At 65.8% G+C, this 16306-nt stretch carries 15 protein-coding genes; 7 read left to right on the top strand and 8 right to left on the bottom strand.

All coding sequences use genetic code 11. The features are described 5' to 3' along the window. Positions 1-58: 58 nt before the first annotated feature. Positions 59-997, bottom strand: coding sequence for a helix-turn-helix domain-containing protein (locus AX724_RS21080; protein ID WP_066770838.1), 939 nt, complete (start codon positions 995-997; stop codon positions 59-61). Positions 998-1334: 337 nt separating this feature from the next. Here AX724_RS21080 and AX724_RS21075 point away from each other — a divergent pair, with 337 nt between their 5' ends. Further along, entirely contained in the window at positions 1335-2387 is a 1053-nt protein-coding gene (locus AX724_RS21075) for a quinone-dependent dihydroorotate dehydrogenase (RefSeq protein ID WP_066770836.1), read from the top strand. A gap of 56 nt (positions 2388-2443) precedes the next feature. After that, on the top strand, positions 2444-4141 hold the full coding sequence (ggt, locus tag AX724_RS21070) for a gamma-glutamyltransferase (protein ID WP_066770834.1): 1698 nt from the start codon (positions 2444-2446) through the stop codon (positions 4139-4141). Positions 4142-4211: 70 nt separating this feature from the next. On the opposite strand, the gene AX724_RS21065 is transcribed toward ggt, so the two are convergent. The 3 genes from AX724_RS21065 to AX724_RS21055 form a co-directional block, all read right to left on the bottom strand. Further along, positions 4212-4718, bottom strand: a complete 507-nt coding sequence (locus AX724_RS21065) for a hypothetical protein (RefSeq protein WP_066770832.1) — start codon at positions 4716-4718, stop codon at positions 4212-4214. Between the two features lie 60 nt (positions 4719-4778). Then, the gene (locus AX724_RS21060; protein WP_443018776.1) at positions 4779-5192 is read right to left on the bottom strand and encodes a SufE family protein; all 414 of its coding nucleotides are present in this window, start codon (positions 5190-5192) and stop codon (positions 4779-4781) included. 107 nt (positions 5193-5299) lie between these two features. Beyond that, complete coding sequence (locus AX724_RS21055; protein ID WP_066770825.1) at positions 5300-5812, bottom strand: hypothetical protein; 513 nt, start codon at positions 5810-5812, stop codon at positions 5300-5302. Between the two features lie 129 nt (positions 5813-5941). Between AX724_RS21055 and AX724_RS21050 the strand changes: the two genes are divergently transcribed. Next, entirely contained in the window at positions 5942-6832 is an 891-nt protein-coding gene (locus AX724_RS21050) for an aldose 1-epimerase family protein (protein WP_066770823.1), read from the top strand. Positions 6833-6932: 100 nt separating this feature from the next. After that, a complete protein-coding gene (locus AX724_RS21045) occupies positions 6933-8510 on the top strand; it encodes a peptide chain release factor 3 (protein ID WP_066770821.1) in 1578 nt (525 codons plus the stop codon). 27 nt (positions 8511-8537) lie between these two features. Here the strand turns inward: AX724_RS21045 and AX724_RS21040 are convergent, their stop codons facing one another. The 3 genes from AX724_RS21040 to AX724_RS21030 all read right to left on the bottom strand — a co-directional run bounded on the left by AX724_RS21040 (position 8538) and on the right by AX724_RS21030 (position 13570). Further along, complete coding sequence (locus AX724_RS21040; RefSeq protein ID WP_066770818.1) at positions 8538-9683, bottom strand: FAD-dependent oxidoreductase; 1146 nt, start codon at positions 9681-9683, stop codon at positions 8538-8540. A 144-nt stretch (positions 9684-9827) separates the two neighbouring features. Then, positions 9828-11087, bottom strand: a complete 1260-nt coding sequence (locus AX724_RS21035; RefSeq protein ID WP_066770815.1) for a spinster family MFS transporter — start codon at positions 11085-11087, stop codon at positions 9828-9830. Positions 11088-11200: 113 nt separating this feature from the next. Continuing rightward, complete coding sequence (locus AX724_RS21030) at positions 11201-13570, bottom strand: TonB-dependent receptor (RefSeq protein WP_066770812.1); 2370 nt, start codon at positions 13568-13570, stop codon at positions 11201-11203. Positions 13571-13731: 161 nt separating this feature from the next. Between AX724_RS21030 and AX724_RS21025 the strand changes: the two genes are divergently transcribed. The 3 genes from AX724_RS21025 to AX724_RS21015 all read left to right on the top strand — a co-directional run bounded on the left by AX724_RS21025 (position 13732) and on the right by AX724_RS21015 (position 15738). Continuing rightward, positions 13732-14343, top strand: a complete 612-nt coding sequence (locus AX724_RS21025; protein ID WP_066770804.1) for a TetR/AcrR family transcriptional regulator — start codon at positions 13732-13734, stop codon at positions 14341-14343. A gap of 124 nt (positions 14344-14467) precedes the next feature. Then, the gene (locus tag AX724_RS24660; protein WP_066770801.1) at positions 14468-15049 is read left to right on the top strand and encodes a hypothetical protein; all 582 of its coding nucleotides are present in this window, start codon (positions 14468-14470) and stop codon (positions 15047-15049) included. Then, the gene (locus tag AX724_RS21015) at positions 15049-15738 is read left to right on the top strand and encodes a hypothetical protein (RefSeq protein ID WP_066770799.1); all 690 of its coding nucleotides are present in this window, start codon (positions 15049-15051) and stop codon (positions 15736-15738) included. The genes AX724_RS24660 and AX724_RS21015 overlap by 1 nt, the downstream gene beginning before the upstream one ends. Positions 15739-15834: 96 nt before the next feature. Here the strand turns inward: AX724_RS21015 and AX724_RS21010 are convergent, their stop codons facing one another. Then, complete coding sequence (locus AX724_RS21010) at positions 15835-16290, bottom strand: peptidylprolyl isomerase (RefSeq protein ID WP_066770797.1); 456 nt, start codon at positions 16288-16290, stop codon at positions 15835-15837. Positions 16291-16306: the final 16 nt, after the last annotated feature.

Raw genomic sequence — 16306 nt, 5'->3', positions numbered from 1 at the left:
CGATCCGATTGCGCATGTGGTCCCCTCGAGCCCCGGAATCAAGGGCCAATCCGCTGGATCAGGACAGACGGTTGAGCACGGCGACATCGCCGCCGAGCGACCGGCGCAGCAGGGTGAGCTGCGCCACCGCGCTCGGCTCGGTCTGCAGCTGAAGCGGCGTCAGGCCGATGAAATGCTTGATTTCCCGGATGAAATGCGACTGGTCGTAAAAGCCGCCCTCGTCGCACAATTGCTGCCAGCTTTCCCCGTCCAACGCGATCTTGGCCGAACAGCGCAACGCCCGATATTTGCGCGCCAGCAATTTGGGCGGCGCGCCATAATAACGGTTGGTCAGCCGGGCGAGCTGGCGCTGAGACAGGCCGGTTTCCTCAGCCAGCGCCTCGACCCGGGGCGATCCTTCCCCCATCAGCCACTGGTCCACGGCCGCCAGCAGTTTCCACACCGCCTGCTGCGGCGGCCGGATCAGCCGCTCCAGTTCGCTCCAGCACAGCTCCGCCATCGCGTCCGCATCCTCGTCCATCGCCCGCAGCCGCTCCAGCAGCGTGCGATACACCTCTCCGCGGCCGCCCATGTCGCACAGCCTGTCCGCCATCAGGCTGGCGTCGCCACCGTGCAGCGCCAGCCAGCCGGCCGGCAACAGCGACAAGCCTAGAACGCGCGATGGCCGGTCCAGCTGGAACCGTGTCGCGCCCATGGTCGGACCCAGCAGGCAGACTTCCGGCGTCGCCGCCACCCCGCCGTCCTGAAAAAAATAGTCGCCGCCACCCTCCAGCATGAAACGGAGTTGCGGCACGTCGGCTCGCGTGAAATCCGCGAAGCGGTCCGCGGATACGGTAAAGAGATAGAGTGAACCGATATAAGGCGTGAGATACGCCGGAGGCGCAACATAACGGAGCCGGACCGGCCCCTGCGCCGCGTCGACTCGATAGGATAATGGACCCTGCTCGTCCGGCAGTGCGACCCCACTGCCGGGCGTATCCCCGTTAACCATCCCCATTAATCACCCCGGCCCACTATGCGCTATCAGTCACGGCGCGCAAGAGCCCGCAAAACAAGGGATAAAAAATCTTTGGCAGGCACGGATGAAAAAAATGACCCGGCGATGTCTCGCCGGGTCAGGAAAAGGTCTCATCGGCCAAATGGCCTAGAGCCTTCGGGTCGCAAGCGCGCCTTACGCCCGACTCAGAGACATTTTATTGGACGAAACGGACATTTGACGGAGCGGACCATTAGGATGGACCCACTTTTTTATAATGATCTGTCAAACTGGGAGCCCTGTGCCTTTTGTGCAACAGCGACTCGACGTTCCTGGTCGGGACTGGCATAGGCACGCCATGTCCTACCGCCTGCTTCGCCCGCTGCTCTTTGCGCTGGATGCCGAACGCGCGCATCATCTGTCGATCGCCGCGCTCCGCTTACTGCCAACCCGTGCGGCACTGCCACAGGACCCGATGCTGGAAAGCAGCGTCGCGGGAATCCGCTTCCCCAACCCGGTCGGACTCGCCGCCGGCTATGACAAGGACGGGCGCATCGCGCACAAGATGCACGGCCTGGGCTTCGGCTTCGCGGAGCTTGGCACGCTGACGCCGCTGGCGCAGCCGGGCAATCCCCAACCGCGCCTGTTCCGGCTGGTGGCGGACCGCGCCGTCATCAACCGGTTCGGCTTCAACAATGGCGGGCAGGGCGCCGCGGCGGATCGCATCGCCCGCTATCGACGGCCCAAGGGCGACGGCCCGATCATCGGCGTCAATATCGGCGCGAACAAGGATGCGACGGCGGCCGGGCGTGGCATCGCCGATTATGTCACGGGTGTCCGGGTGATGACCCCGCTCGCCGATTATCTCACCGTCAACATCTCCTCGCCCAACACGCCGGGCCTGCGTGCGCTCCAGGGGCGGGCCGCGCTCGACGATCTGCTCGGCGCGGTGATGGCGGCGCGGGGGGGGGATACGACCCCTGTCTTCCTCAAGGTCGCGCCAGACCTGGAACCCGTCGATGTGCAGGATATTGCCGCCGCCTGTCTCGACCACCGGGTCGACGCGCTGATCGTTTCCAACACCACGATCACGCGGCCCGCGCTGCGTTCACCTCACGCTGGGGAAGCGGGCGGCCTCTCCGGCGCGCCGCTCACCGACCTCTCGCACCAGCGGCTCACGGACTTTCGTCGCTTGCTGGGCACGCAGTTGCCGCTGATCGGCGTCGGCGGGATCGCTACCGCGGAACAGGCCTATGCCCGCATCCGCGCCGGCGCGTCGCTGGTCCAGCTTTACAGCGCCATGGTCTATGAAGGCCCCTATCTGGCGAAGCGCATCAATGCGGGGCTTAAACGGCTCCTGCAGCGCGACGGCATCGCCAATGTCGCGCAAGCGGTCGGCATCGACGCCTGACGCCTCTTCATGGCAAACAGGTTGCAGAGCGGAACCTTATAGCTATCGTGCCACCGATGACGTCCCGCTTCCTGAGCCTTCTGGCCCCCTTCGCTCTTGTCGCCCTCCTTCCCCAGCCGGCGACTGCCCGCACGCCGGTCTCCGCCAATGCCACCGTGTCCGCGGCCGATCCGCGCGCAGCGCAGGCGGGTCAGGAAATTCTGCGCAAGGGCGGTAACGCCACGGACGCCGCCATCGCCATGATGCTGACGCTGGGCGTGGTGGAACCGCACAACAGCGGCATCGGCGGCGGCGGCTTCATTCTGCACCATGACGGCCGCACCGGCGCGCTCGACACGATCGACGGGCGGGAAACCGCGCCCGCCGCCGCCCGGCCCGACCGGTTCATGAAGGACGGCAAGCCGCTTTCCTTCCGTGACGCCTGGCCCGGCGGCTATTCGGTCGGCGTGCCGGGCAACCTGCGCATGGCATGGGACGCGCACCGGCAATGGGGCAAGCTCCCCTGGGCCGACCTGTTTCAACCCGCGATCCGCTACGCGCAGGACGGTTTCCAGCTGGGCGAGCGCACCGCGACCGCCCTGCGCGCTACCCAGTCTGTCTGGGCCGACTTCCCCGAAATCCAGAAGCTCTTCTGGGTAAACGGCGCGCCGCCGCCGGTCGGCACAACACTGAAAAATCCGCCACTCGCCGCTCTTTACAAGCGAATCGCCGCCGAAGGGCCGGACGCCTTCTACACTGGTGAGAACGCCAAATTACTGAGCGCAGCCGTCACCAATGCGCCCAAAAACCCCGTGCCGATGACGGAGGCCGACATCGCCGGCTACAAGGCGATCCCGCGCCAGCCGATCTGTGGCAAATATCGCGTGTGGAAAATCTGCGGCATGGCCCCCGCCTCGGCTGGCGGCATAACCGTGCTGGAAATATTGGGCATGGTCGAACGCTTCCCGCTGAAACAATGGGGCAAGGACGATCCGCGCAGTTGGCACGTCATCGGCGAAGCGATGCAACTCGCCTATGCCGACCGCGAAACCTGGCTGGGCGATCCGGCCTTCGTCTCCGTGCCGGCCAAAGGTATGATCTCCCCCGCTTATCTAAAGCAACGCTCGGCCCTCATCCGCGTGAACAAGGCGCTGAACGACTACAGGCCCGGCACGCCCCCGGGCGCGCAGCCACGCACTGCCGCAAAGCCGCAGCCCGAAGAAGGCACCAGCCATTTCGTCGCCGTGGACCGCAACGGCGACATCGTCGCCTGGACCTCCACGATCGAAAGCTTCTTCGGCAGCCAGCTGATCGCCAACGGCGTGATCCTCAACAACGAACTCACCGATTTCAGCTTCACGCCCGAACGCAGTGGCGCGCCCGTCGCCAATCGGGTCGAGCCGGGCAAGCGCCCGCTTTCCTCCATGTCGCCGACCATCGTCTATGACGCCAAGGGCGTGCCCGTCTTCACCGTTGGCGCGGCGGGCGGCAAGACCATCATCATGCAGGTAGCAAAGGCGCTGATCGCCCATTTCGACTGGGGCCTGTCCGCGCAGGAATCCATCGCCCAAGGCCTCCTGTTCTTCAACGGCGACGGTCTCGTGCTCGAACAGGGCACATCGCTCGAAGCGATGAAGGCCCCGCTCGAAAAGCTCGGCCACCGCGTCAGCATCTCCCGCCTCGGTCTCAAGGCCAATGCCGCCGAACGCCTGCCCGACGGCCGGTGGCAGGGCGCCGCCGATCCTCGCAGCCCTGGCGTGTCCCTGCAGGAATGAGCCAACCCTGCTTCCGTTAATCCTGGGCGAGCAAAGGGCTTGGGTCAGTGCGAACGGCGACAGGTCGAATTCACCCCTTCAAATCCAACCCGGCCAGGTTGAACGTGAACGGCGCGGTCTTTTCCTTGCCGTCCACCACCAGATCGACCTTCAGCGTCTTCGCGCCTTTGATCGCGGCATAGGCCCCCTGCGACGGCGCGATGGTGATGCCATCGTCATTGGTCGCAACCCGGCCTTGCCATTCCTCCACCTCGCCCCCATCCACGCTGGCCCGCACGCGGCAATCGGACAGGTCGCAGGTGAAAGGCGCGCCGACCAGCTTCACGGTCACATCCGCCGTCCCGTTCTTGAGCGGCTGGACCAGCAGCACCGAAAAAGTGTCGGGCGCGGTCATCGTCTGCACCGTGTTGGTGCTGCCGATATAGGCGACCTTCGCGCCCTTCGCGCCGCCGCCTTCGCCACCTTCATATTTCCACGTCTGGCCGATCTGCTCGCGCTGGGTCGGCCCCTCGTCCTTCTTGCCCGAACAGGCCGCCAGCGTCAGCGCAACTGCCGCGATCGTCAGGATGGCGCGCATCGCCCGTCTCCTTGCCATTGATTACGCAAGGACAATGTTCGACGACTGGATAGGTTGCCTTCAACCGTACCGCGCGGCGGTCTCGCGAATGAGGGCGATCATGTTGGGAATGCCCTGCGTCCGATTGGAACTGAGCTGGTTCTTGAGGTCGAAGGGCGCAAGCGCGCCTTCTATGTCCGCCCCGACGATCTCCGCCGGACTTTTGTCCTGCACCGTCAGCAGGACCAGCGCGATGATGCCCTTCGTGATCGCGGCATTGCTGTCCGCCAGGAAATGCAACCGCCCCGGCTCGGGCGCGGTCGGATAGACCCACACCGCCGCTGAACAGCCCCGCACCAAAGTCGCGTCGGTCTTCAATGCGTCCGGCATCGGCTCCAGCCTGCGCCCCAGGTCGATCAGCAGCCGGTAGCGGTCGTCCGCGTCCAGAAATTCATATTCGTCCTGCAGGTCGGCGAGAGAAGGCAACTCGGTCATGTCCGCCATATAGGGCGAAATGTGACGCGCGAAAGCCGATTCCAGCCCTACCCATCATCTGCTCCCGCGAACACAGCAACCGAGTCCCGCCGCAAAGGCGCGCTCCTTCATCCTAGCTTGCAACTCTTCGCGGACGCCAACCCCCTCAGATAGCCGCGCCGCGCGATTCCCGCCGTCACCGCCGCTTGCAGTCGGCGCTCGGCCGGGGCCGCGCCGCTGATCTCGCGCACCAGCCCGCGGAAGGGGATCAGCGAGTTGACCACCGTCTTGCCGACCGCCTCCGCGATCTTGCCACTGCGGTTCTCATTGGCTTCTTTCCCGACGGTGAAGTCCTCGCCCAGCACGGCGTTCAGTTCCTTTATCGACGCGGTCAGCCCCTTGCAGGTCCGCGACGGCGGCGGGGCATAGGGATTCTCCACCGCTTTCATCAGAATCGGCGGAATTTCGGCCTTGTCGATGCCGACATCCTTGGCCGGCTGAGTGGCGATCTTGCCTGCCTTGTCGAGCGTGCCGTCCCGCCGTCCCTCTTCCTTCTTTTGCTCCTGCTTGTCCTGCGCCTGCGCGGCGGCGGGAAGCAGCAGCATCAGCGACAGCGTGGCGGCCATGGCGATTGTCTTCATGTCATCATTCTCCCTGCCCGCCAAACCGATGGCCGGCGCAACGGTTCCCGCTGCGAAACGATCATGCCGGGGGGCAGACAGCCGCACGCCGCCGCGCTACCACGACCGTCCCTCTCAGGAGCCTCCATCTTGCCCGAATCCAGCAACCGCCTCTCCATCGCCTCGCCCGCCCTTTCGGCCAGCATCGCGCCCGAAGGCGCGGAACTCTGGTCGCTCACCGATGCGGACGGACGCAACCTCATGACCGACGCCGATCCGCGCTGGTGGACCGGCCATGCGCCGCTTCTCTTCCCCTTCGTCGGCCGCTCGCGCGGCGACGTCTATCGCCTCGACGGGCGCGACTATTCCATGCCGCAGCACGGCTTCGCCCGCCGCAAATGCTTCGCCCTCGTCCACCAGTCCGAAGCCCGCGTCACCCTCCGCCTCCAAGCCGACGACGAAACCCGCGCCGTCTACCCCTTCGACTTCCGCCTCGACATGGATTTCGCGCTCGACGATGCGACACTCCGCATGACCGCCACGGTCAGCAACAGGGGCGAAGCGAACATGCCCTTCGCTTTCGGCTACCACCCCGCCTTCGCCTGGCCGCTTCCCTATGGCGGCGGCGTGGAGGACCATCGCATCGTCTTTGAAAAACCCGAACCCGCGCCGATCCGCAAGGTTGGCCACGAACCTGGCCTCATCGCCCGCGAATCTTTTCCCTCGCCGGTCGAAGGCGACACGCTCGCCCCGACCCACGCCATGTTCGCGGGCGACGCCCTCATCTGGGACGATCTCGCCAGCCGATCGCTGACCTGGGGGGTGCCGGGCAAGCCGCACCTCAAAATCGACTTTCCCGACACGCCCTGGCTCGGCCTGTGGCAAAAGCCCGGCGCCCATTATCTCTGCGTCGAGCCCTGGGCCGGCATGGCCGATCCGGTGGGGTTCACTGGCGATGTCTGGAACAAGCCCGGCATCATGGCCCTTCGCCCCGGCGACAGCCGCAGCTTCCGCATGGACGTGACGCTGGTCGGCGTGTAACGGGCTGTCAAAATTCCGTTCGGGCTGAGCCTGTCGAAGCCAGCGCGTTACGCCCTTCGACAGGCTCAGCCCGAAGGGCCGTTTGCAAGAGCCTCTGACAATGACCATCCCTTCCCGCCGCACCTTCGCCATCATCTCGCACCCGGATGCGGGCAAGACCACGCTCACCGAAAAGCTGCTGCTCGAAGGCGGCGCGATCCATCTTGCGGGCGAGGTCAAGGCGCGCGGGGCCAACCGCCGTGCCCGCTCCGACTGGATGAAGATCGAGCAGCAGCGCGGCATTTCCGTCACATCCTCGGTCATGACGTTCGAGCGCACGCGCGACGGCGAAACCATCACCTTCAACCTGCTCGACACGCCGGGCCACGAGGATTTTTCCGAGGACACCTACCGCACGCTGACCGCCGTCGACTCCGCCGTCATGGTGATCGACGCCGCCAAGGGGATCGAACCGCAGACCCGCAAGCTGTTCGAAGTCTGCCGCCTGCGCAACGTCCCCATCATCACTTTCGTCAACAAGGTCGATCGCGAAGGCCGTGAAATCTTCGGCCTGCTCGACGAGGTTGCCGACCAGCTCCAGCTCGACGTCTGCCCGATGAGCTGGCCCGCCGGCATGGGCGGCGAGTTTGAGGGCATCTATGATTTCGCCACGAACCGCCTGCGCCAGCCGACCGGCCCCTCGCGCGAGTTTGAGGGCAAGGAAGCGCATCTTTCCGGCCTTGCCGATCCGCAGCTTGCCGACCTGCTCTCGCCCCAGGCGCTCGACCGCCTGCGCGAAGAGGCCGAACTGGCACAGGGCGGCTACGCCGAATTCGACCTCGCCCGCTACCGCGCCGGCGATCTCACCCCGGTCTATTTCGGATCGGCGCTCAAGCTCTTCGGCGTGACCGAACTGATCGACGCGCTGGCCGCCCATGCCCCGCCGCCCCGGCCACAACCCGCCGAACCGGCCGCCGTCGAACCCGACCAGAACGAAGTCACCGGCTTCATCTTCAAGGTGCAGGCGAACATGGACCCCATGCACCGCGACCGCATCGCCTTCATGCGCCTCGTTTCGGGCAAGTTCCGCCGCGGCATGAAGCTGACACCGTCAGGCTCGGGCAAGCCGCTCGCGGTCCATTCGCCCATCCTCTTCTTCGCGCAGGACCGCGAACTGGCGGATGAGGCTTTCCCCGGCGACATCATCGGCATCCCCAATCATGGCGCGCTGCGCGTGGGCGACACGCTTTCGGAAAAGCCGGGCCTGCGCTTTACCGGCCTGCCCAATTTCGCGCCCGAAATCCTGCGCCGGGTGGCTTTGAAAGACCCCACCAAGACCAAGCAATTGCGCAAGGCGCTGGATGACCTTTCGGAAGAGGGCGTGATCCAGGTTTTTTACCCCGAAATCGGAAGCCAGTGGATCGTCGGCGTCGTCGGCCAGCTCCAGCTTGAAGTGCTGATTTCGCGGCTGGAAGCCGAATATAAGGTCACCGCCGGCCTCGAACCCTCGCCCTTCGACACCGCTCGCTGGATCAGTGGCGATGAGGCCGCGATCAAGGATCTGGTCGCCTATAATGGCGCGAACATGGCCAAGGACCGCGACGGCAATCTCGTCTTCATGGCCCGCAGCGCCTGGGACATCGGCTACCAGCAGGAACGCCATCCCAAGGTGAAGTTCAGCGCCACGCGGGAACGCTAGGTAAGCTGGGGGAATCCATATTCGGTCCTAGGCCCAGAATGTCGCCAGCCGCCGCACCCACTCCTGCGCCGCTGCATGGTCCGGTTCCTCATTGGCGTCGCCATAGCCGAACCATTCGTCCTGCCCTACCTCCTGCACGACGATGCCGTCGCGCCGCGCCAGCATCGACAGCGATCCGTAATAGACGCCATAGGTGACGCCCGGCTGAGGGATCAGCCAGGCGATCTGCCCGCGCACGGGCACGATGCTCTCGTCGCGCCAAAGGGCGCGCGCGCCATAGCCGGTGCAATGGATGATGGCCGGCTGCTTCAGCTTGGCGACGTCGCCCGGCGCATGGAATTCCATCGGGACGATCGATCCGCCTGAAAGTCTGAAATCGGTCGTCAACTGGCGCGTCAGGTCGGCGACGTTGAAGGTCAGCGAACTGTTGCGCCGCGCATAGGCCGCGCGAAAAGGATGCGTGCCGGGCGCAAGATCGACGCTGCGCGGCATGATGTCGGCCAGCCGGCTTTCCAGATGGAGGAAATCGTCGGGCCGCTCCATAGTGGGAGCGGACACACGCCGGGGGCCGAAGGGCGTGTCGGACAAGGCATAGCGATCCGTCCATTCGACCGGATCGCCCGCCATCCCCAGCAGGCTCTGGAAATAGGAAAAGGACGCGCGCGCCATCGCCTCCCACCGGTCGCCGAAACCCGGATCCACCGCCTTCTCCATCGCGACCCGGCTGTCTGGGGACCAGGTGCCGGTCGCGCGCGCCGAGCGGACGAAGGGGAATTGCTCCTTCGCATAGATGGTGACCCGCGCGCCCGCGCGCTGCGCCGTCAGCGCGGCGGTCAGCCCCAGCGCGCCCGCGCCGATCACCGCCACGTCGCGCACCCCGTCGGCCAGCGCCAGCGCGACCGCCGCCTCTGCCGACCCCCAACTCAGCGACCAGCCGCTGCCGCCATGACCATAATTGTGGACGACGCGCTTGCGGCCGACCTGCTCTACCTCGATGCGTGGCCCTGTGGCGCGGAAGGGACGCAGGCACACGGTGGTGCGGAAGATGCGGTCCGGCGTCGCGCGCACCGGCTCCACGCCCGCGAACGGATCGAACGCCGCGCCGGCCTTGGCTGCAAGGGGCAGCGCCGCTGCCATGCCTGCGGCCCTGCCCATGAATGCCCGTCTGTCCATCCGCGCCTCCCGCTTCGTTCGCCCTGTCCAACGAAGCAAGGCATCGGGACCGCAACCGGCCCGTCGCATCCCGAGCGCACGCCACCGTCGAGCGCGACGGGTTCGGCAATCGCTGACCGGCCTCTCCTCATCCGCATCGCTGTCTCACTGCGCCACCCAGTCCCGCCGCAACGCCTTGCCCGCAAGCGCCATGAACAGCCCTGCCAGCAGATAGAATCCCAGCGCCGCGACGATCGCGTAGCGCAGCGCTTCCGTCCCGAACTGCGGCGTCAGCGCGTCCGACAGGCTGCCCACCGCCCAGCTCCCCAGGCCGAGGCCCACGAGATTGTTGATGAGGAGGAAGCACGCCGCCGCGCTCGCGCGCATGTGCGCGGGCACCAGATGCTGCACGGCGGTCAGCACCGGCCCCAGCCAGACATAGACCAGCGCCTGCGGGATCAGGAACAGGAGGAAAGCGAAAGTGACGCTGGAGGAGAGCACGCCAACGACGAACAGCGGCATCCCCACGACATAGCTGACCGCCGGCACCCAGGCATAATAGGCCCGGTCGCCATTCCCCATCCGGTCGCCCAGCCATCCGCCCAGCAGCACGCCGGCGACCCCGCCGATCAGCAGCAATCCGCCCAGAAACTGTCCCGCGCCGACAAGATCGAGACCGAAGCTGCGCATGAGGAGGCTCGGCAACCAGAAGGCGACGCCATACCCGCACATCGAACTGCACGCCGCGCCCAGCGCCAGCAGCCAGAAGCTGCGCTTGGCGGCAAGGATGCCGAACACGGCCGACACCGGCACGGCTTGCGCGTCCTTCGCCGGCCGCGCCGGCTCCCGCACGACGAGGCGAAAGACCGGCGCGATCAGCAGGCCGAGCAGCCCCACCAGAATGAAGGCCGTCCGCCACTCCACGGTCTGCGCGATATAGCCGCCCAGCAGAACGCCGCCTGCCGATCCCAGCGGGATGCCAAGCGAATAGACGGATAGCGCCCGCGCCCGCTGATGCGCCGGAAAATAATCGGAGATGACGGCATAGGAGGGCGCGACGCCGCCCGCCTCGCCCACGCCCACGCCGATGCGGAACAGGAACAGCTGCGCGAAGCTGCCCGCCACGCCGCACAAGGCGGTGAAGCCGCTCCACACGGCCAGGCTGACGGTGATGACCCACGTCCGGCTGGTCCGGTCGGCCAGCAGCGCCAGCGGGATCGCCAGCGTCGAATAGAGCAGCGCGAAGGCGATGCCCCCCAGCGCGCCGAGCTGCGTATCGCTCAGCCCCAGCTCCGCCTTGATCGGTCCGGCCAGGATGCCCAGGATCTGCCGGTCGAGAAAGTTGAACGTATAGACCAGCAGCAGCATCGCCAGCACCAGCCTGGAATAGCCGGGGCCGTAGCGGGGGGAGGTTTCGCTTGTCATGGGCAGCCCCTTAGCCATCCGTTCGTTTCGCGCGAAGTCGGGAAACGCTTCCCGGCATGGCCTGCCCCGAGCGGCGTCGATGGGCCCGAAGCGAACGGATGACGGGGTTCATCTCAAAACTTCACCGTTCCGGTCACGAACACCTGTCGCGGATTGCCGTAGAAGGCGGTCAGCGTCCCTTCCCGCCCGAGCGAGGGCGTCGGGAAACCGGCGGCATTGTTGATGATAGCGCCCGTCACCGGGTTCGCCGCGACGAAAGTATAGCCCGACGTCTTATATTCCTTGTCCAGGATATTCTTGCCGTGGACGCCGAGCGACCAGCGGTCGTTGGGGGCGGTATAGACGATGCTCGCGTCCCACAGAGCATAGCCCTTTTGATCGATATAGGGATTGGGGATCTCGAACTGGTAGGTTTTCGACCGCCAGGACACGGTCGTCCCGGCATAGAGGCTGCCGTCCCCCACCGGCGTCGAGTAGGAGAATGTCCCGCTCGCGGTCCATTTGGGGGTGTTCTGCACCTTGCGGAAGGCCGCGACATCGGTCGGCACCCCGCCGATATTGGTGATATATTCGCGATACTCCGCGTCGATATAGCCCACCGCGGTCTGCAGGTTCAGCCGGTCGCCCGGCGTCATCATGTCGCGGCCCAGCCGCGCATTGCTCTCGAACTCCAGCCCCTTGAACCGCGCCTTGCCCGCATTGGACACAATGCCGCAGAAGGAAGGGATCGGGCGCGGCGGCGTGCCGCCGACGACGGTGCAGGCGACCGATCCCGGAATCTGCACATCCTTGTAATCGGCGTAGAAGCCCGCCAGCGCGACATAGAGCGCGCCGTCCATCAGATTGCCTTTATAACCGACTTCGTAACTGTCCACTTCTTCGGGACGGAAGGCCAGGAAGGATGCGACCTCGCTGTCCTGCCGTATGCCATCGCCGTTCAGATCCGGCGCGTTGGTGCCCACCCCGCGCGGGTCGAAACCACCGCCCTTGAAGCCCTTGGAATAGCTGGCATAGATATTGTGATCCGGCGTCGGCTTGTAGCTGACCGAAAAGCGCGGCGTGAATTTCCTGTACTTGGCCGTGCCCCGGAAATCGGTGCTCGGCGCGCCGAAGGGCAGGCCCGCGCCGCCGAATACGGGCGACCCGCCGCCCAGATAATTCTGGCGCAGAATATCTGCCGTCCGCTCGTCCCACGTATAGCGGCCGCCTGCCGACACGCTGAACTGCGGGCTGAAATCATAGGTGAAGTCGCCGAAGATCGCGTAGGTTTCCGTGTCAACGTCCGCCTGGGTGAAGGCGGTCAGGCCGGCCAGCGTCGTGAAGATGCGCGTGTCGAACTGCGTGTCCGCGCTTGCGTCCAGATAATAGAAGCCGATCATGCCCTTCAACGGCCCGGCATCGACCTGCAACTGCACTTCCTGGCTCAGCTGCTCGTTGCGATAATAGGCCGGCACGTCGACATCGACCGCAGGCAGCGCGTCGAAATCGATGGGCGAGGCGCTGTCGTCCTTGCGCCAGGCGCTGATCGACTTGAGCGTGAAGGTGTCGTTCAGTTCGGCGGTGATGTTCATCGACAGGCCGTAGGACTTCACCTCCTGCTGCGGATCGCGCAGCCCCCCGCGCGTGTCGAACACGTCGCTCAGCACCGGCGCGCCAGAAGCCTGTCCAGGGATCAGGCGATGGCCGCCGCGCGCATTGCTCTTGTCCTTCGTATAGTCGCCCGTAATCCGCATCAGCACCGGCTCGCCATAGCCGCCCATCTCGAACGTGCCGCGCGCCGCCCAAATATCCTTGTTATAATTGTCCTGACCCGTGGTCAGATTCGTGCCGAAGCCGCCACGCGACAGCCGGGCGAGCGCCCCGCCCACGCGCACGATGTCGCCCAGTGGCGCGGAAACGGTAACGATGCCGTCCGCCTGGTCATAGCTGCCATAGGTGCCCTTCAGCCGCAGCGAAAAATCCTGCGGCAGCATCTTCGTCACATATTTGACCGCGCCGCCGATCGTGTTGCGGCCATAAAGCGTGCCCTGCGGCCCGCGCAGCACCTCGATCCGCTCCACGTCGTATATGTCGAGCAGCGCGCCCTGCGGACGATTGAGATACACATCGTCCAGATAGATGCCGACGCCCTGCTCGAAGCCGGAGACCGGATCCTGCTGCCCGACGCCGCGGATGAAGGCCGTCAGCGTCGAATTGGTCCCGCGCGAAGCTTCCAGCGTGGTGTTGGGCGTGACATTGGCAAGGTCGGTGATGTCGATCGCCCCGCCACGCTCCAGTGCTTCGCCCGAAAAAGCGCTGACGGCAATCGGCACGCTCACCAGTGTCTCCTCGCGCCGGCGCGCGGTGACGACGATCGCGGCACTGTCCTCCTCGGCAGCGGCCTGCGGCGGCGCATTGTCCTGAGCGAAGGCGGGCACTGCCATCATGCCGCCCCAGGCGGCGGAGGCGAGAGCAAGGGTGCGAATGGTCTGACGAGCCTTCATCGGATCGGTCCTCTCCTGAAAAATCCTGCGTCCGGTCTGCCGGATCGCCTCGATCGGCCTATTCGATAATGAAAGTTGAACCGGGTTTCAACTTGAAATAAGAGAGCGCGTGACGACGGCGCACGAACGCTGCAAGAAGAACACAGCATCAGGGAGTGGAGATGGCCGACGCGCCGCCCGACAAGGATGACAAGACCCCCCGCACCGCCCGCGGCGAGCGGACCCGCCGCGCGTTGCTGTCGGCCGCCGCGCAGGAGTTCGGGGAGAAGGGTTTCCACGAAGGATCGATCAGCGGCATCACCCGCCGCGCGGGCTGCGCTCTGGGCAGCTTCTATACCTATTTCGCCAGCAAGGACGATATTTTCCGCGCGCTCGTCAACGACATGTCGGGACAGGTGCGCGATTATGTTTCCCCCCGAATCGCGCAGGCGCGCGACGGGATCGAGGCGGAGCGTATCGGCCTGCTGAGCTTTCTGGAGTTCGCCCGTGACCACAAGGAAATCTATCGCATCATCGACGAAGCCGAGTTCGTCGATCAGGCCGCCTATCGCGCCCATTATGAAAATACCGCGAACCGTATGGAATCGCGCCTGCGCCGCGCCGCCGATCGGGGCGAGATCACAGGCGCGGTCGATGAAGTCCATGCCTGGGCGATCATGGGGATGAACGTGTTTCTGGGTCTTCGCTATGGCGTATGGGACGACAGCCGCCCGGCCGAGGAGATCGCCAGCATCGCCAACGCGCTGATCGAGCGGGGCATAGGCCGCCGCTGACCAGCGCCCGCCCACCCATAGCGCAGCGCCTTGCGGACCAATGCCTGTCCGTTGGATAATCCATTCACAACCAATTCAACCGGCACGCGTTAGACGCCCGATATCATATCGAAGGAGACAGGCGATGACGGGCATCCGACATCGGTTACTGGGGATGATCGGTCTTGCAGGCGCGCTGGCGCTCGGTGGCTGCTATGACGATGGCTACGGCTATGGCGGCGTGAGTGTCGGCAGCGGCTATTATGGCGGCGGCTATTATGATCCCTATTGGAACGGCGGCTTCTATCCCGGCGGCTATGGCTGGTATGACGGCTTCTACTATCCCGGCAACGGCTATTATGTCTATGACCGGGGCGGCCGGCGCCAGCGCTGGTCGGACGCGCAGCGCCGCTATTGGGAAGGCCGTCGCGGCAATCGGCCGGGCAACTGGCAGGGTCGCCCGCCGCGCGGTCCCGACGGCAACTGGCAAGGCCGCCCGCCGCGCGGCCCGGACGGCGCGCCCGACCGCGGACGCTGGCAGGGCAATGGCGGCCCGCGCCCCGACGCGCAGCCGGGCATAGCCGCGCCGCAGCAGCCACAGACACAGGCTGGCCAGCCACGACCGCAGCGAAGCTGGGGTTCCCGCCCCGCGCGGCGCTTCGGCGGCGACCGGCCCATGCGTGGCGGCGGCGGCCGTGACGTCGCGCCCAGGGTTCAGCCCAACTGATGCGGTGGTCGGCCAGGACCGCCTTGATGCTGCCTCTCCTGTTCGTCGCCGCCTGCGACGGACGGGAGGAAAGCGCGATCGACAATCTTGCCAACGGGGCCAGCCAGACTCAGGTCGAAAACAACGTCCGGGCCGAGGCGATGGCGCTCATGGAACCGCTGGACCCACCTGCTCCCGGTACGCCGGGCGGCCTGCCCATCGATCCCGAACCGATCGTGGAAGGATCGATCGATCCGAACAGCGCGCAGGGCGCGGCGCAGGTCGTTCAGGGCTATTATGGCCTGCTGGAGGAAAAGCGCTTCATCGACGCGCAGGATCTGTGGAACCAGTCCGGCGCGATCGGCTCGCAGGATGACGCCCATTTCGAGGCGCGCTTCCGCGGCTTCAGCGAAATCCACGCCAATGTCGGCGCACCGGCCGAGGCCGAAGGCGCTGCGGGATCCCTCTATGTAACCGTGCCGGTGCAGGTCTACGGCCGGATCGCGGCCAACGGCAAACCCTTTTCCATCCTGCGCCAGGTCACGCTGCGCCGCGTCAACGACGTGCCGGGGTCCACGGCGGAACAGCGCCGCTGGCATATCGAAAGCATCGGCCCCTACACGCCGCCCGAAACGCCTGCCGCCGACAATGGAGCGGAACCGGCGCGCGCCATTTCCATGACGGACGGCATGGCGGGCAAGAAGCGTTAGGGCATCGCCTCGTTCGCCTTTTCCGTCACCCCGGACCAGCCCCGGGGTGACGGACGACATTCATTCAGGATATGGGTCGCTGAACCGCACGCCGCGTCAGGCGACCGTCGCCTTCACGATCTTGCCGGGCGTGCGCGGCGGCTCGCCCTTGGGCAGCGCGTCGACATGCTCCATGCCCGACGTCACTTCGCCCCAGACGGTATATTGGCCGTCGAGGAAGGTCGCATCGTCGAAGCAGATGAAGAACTGGCTGTTGGCGCTGTTGGGATTGCTGGCGCGCGCCATGGAGCAGACGCCGCGCACATGCGGTTCGCGGCTGAATTCGGCCTTCAGGTCCGGCTTGTCGGGGTGGCCGCCCATGCCGGTGCCAGTCGGGTCGCCGCCCTGCGCCATGAATCCGGGTATGACGCGGTGGAACACGACGCCGTCGTAAAAGCCTTCCTTGGCATTTTCCACGATGCGCGCGACGTGGCCGGGTGCCAGGTCGGGGCGCAGTTTGATGACGACGTCGCCGCCGCTGTCGAGGGTGAGGGTAAGCGTGTCGTCGGCCATGAAAAATCCTCTCTGT

Source organism: Sphingobium sp. CCH11-B1, assembly GCF_001556865.1.
Classification (GTDB): Bacteria; Pseudomonadota; Alphaproteobacteria; order Sphingomonadales; family Sphingomonadaceae; genus Sphingobium.
The sequence above is the reverse complement of the archived record's forward strand: the minus strand, read 5'-3'. Positions and strand labels throughout refer to the sequence as shown.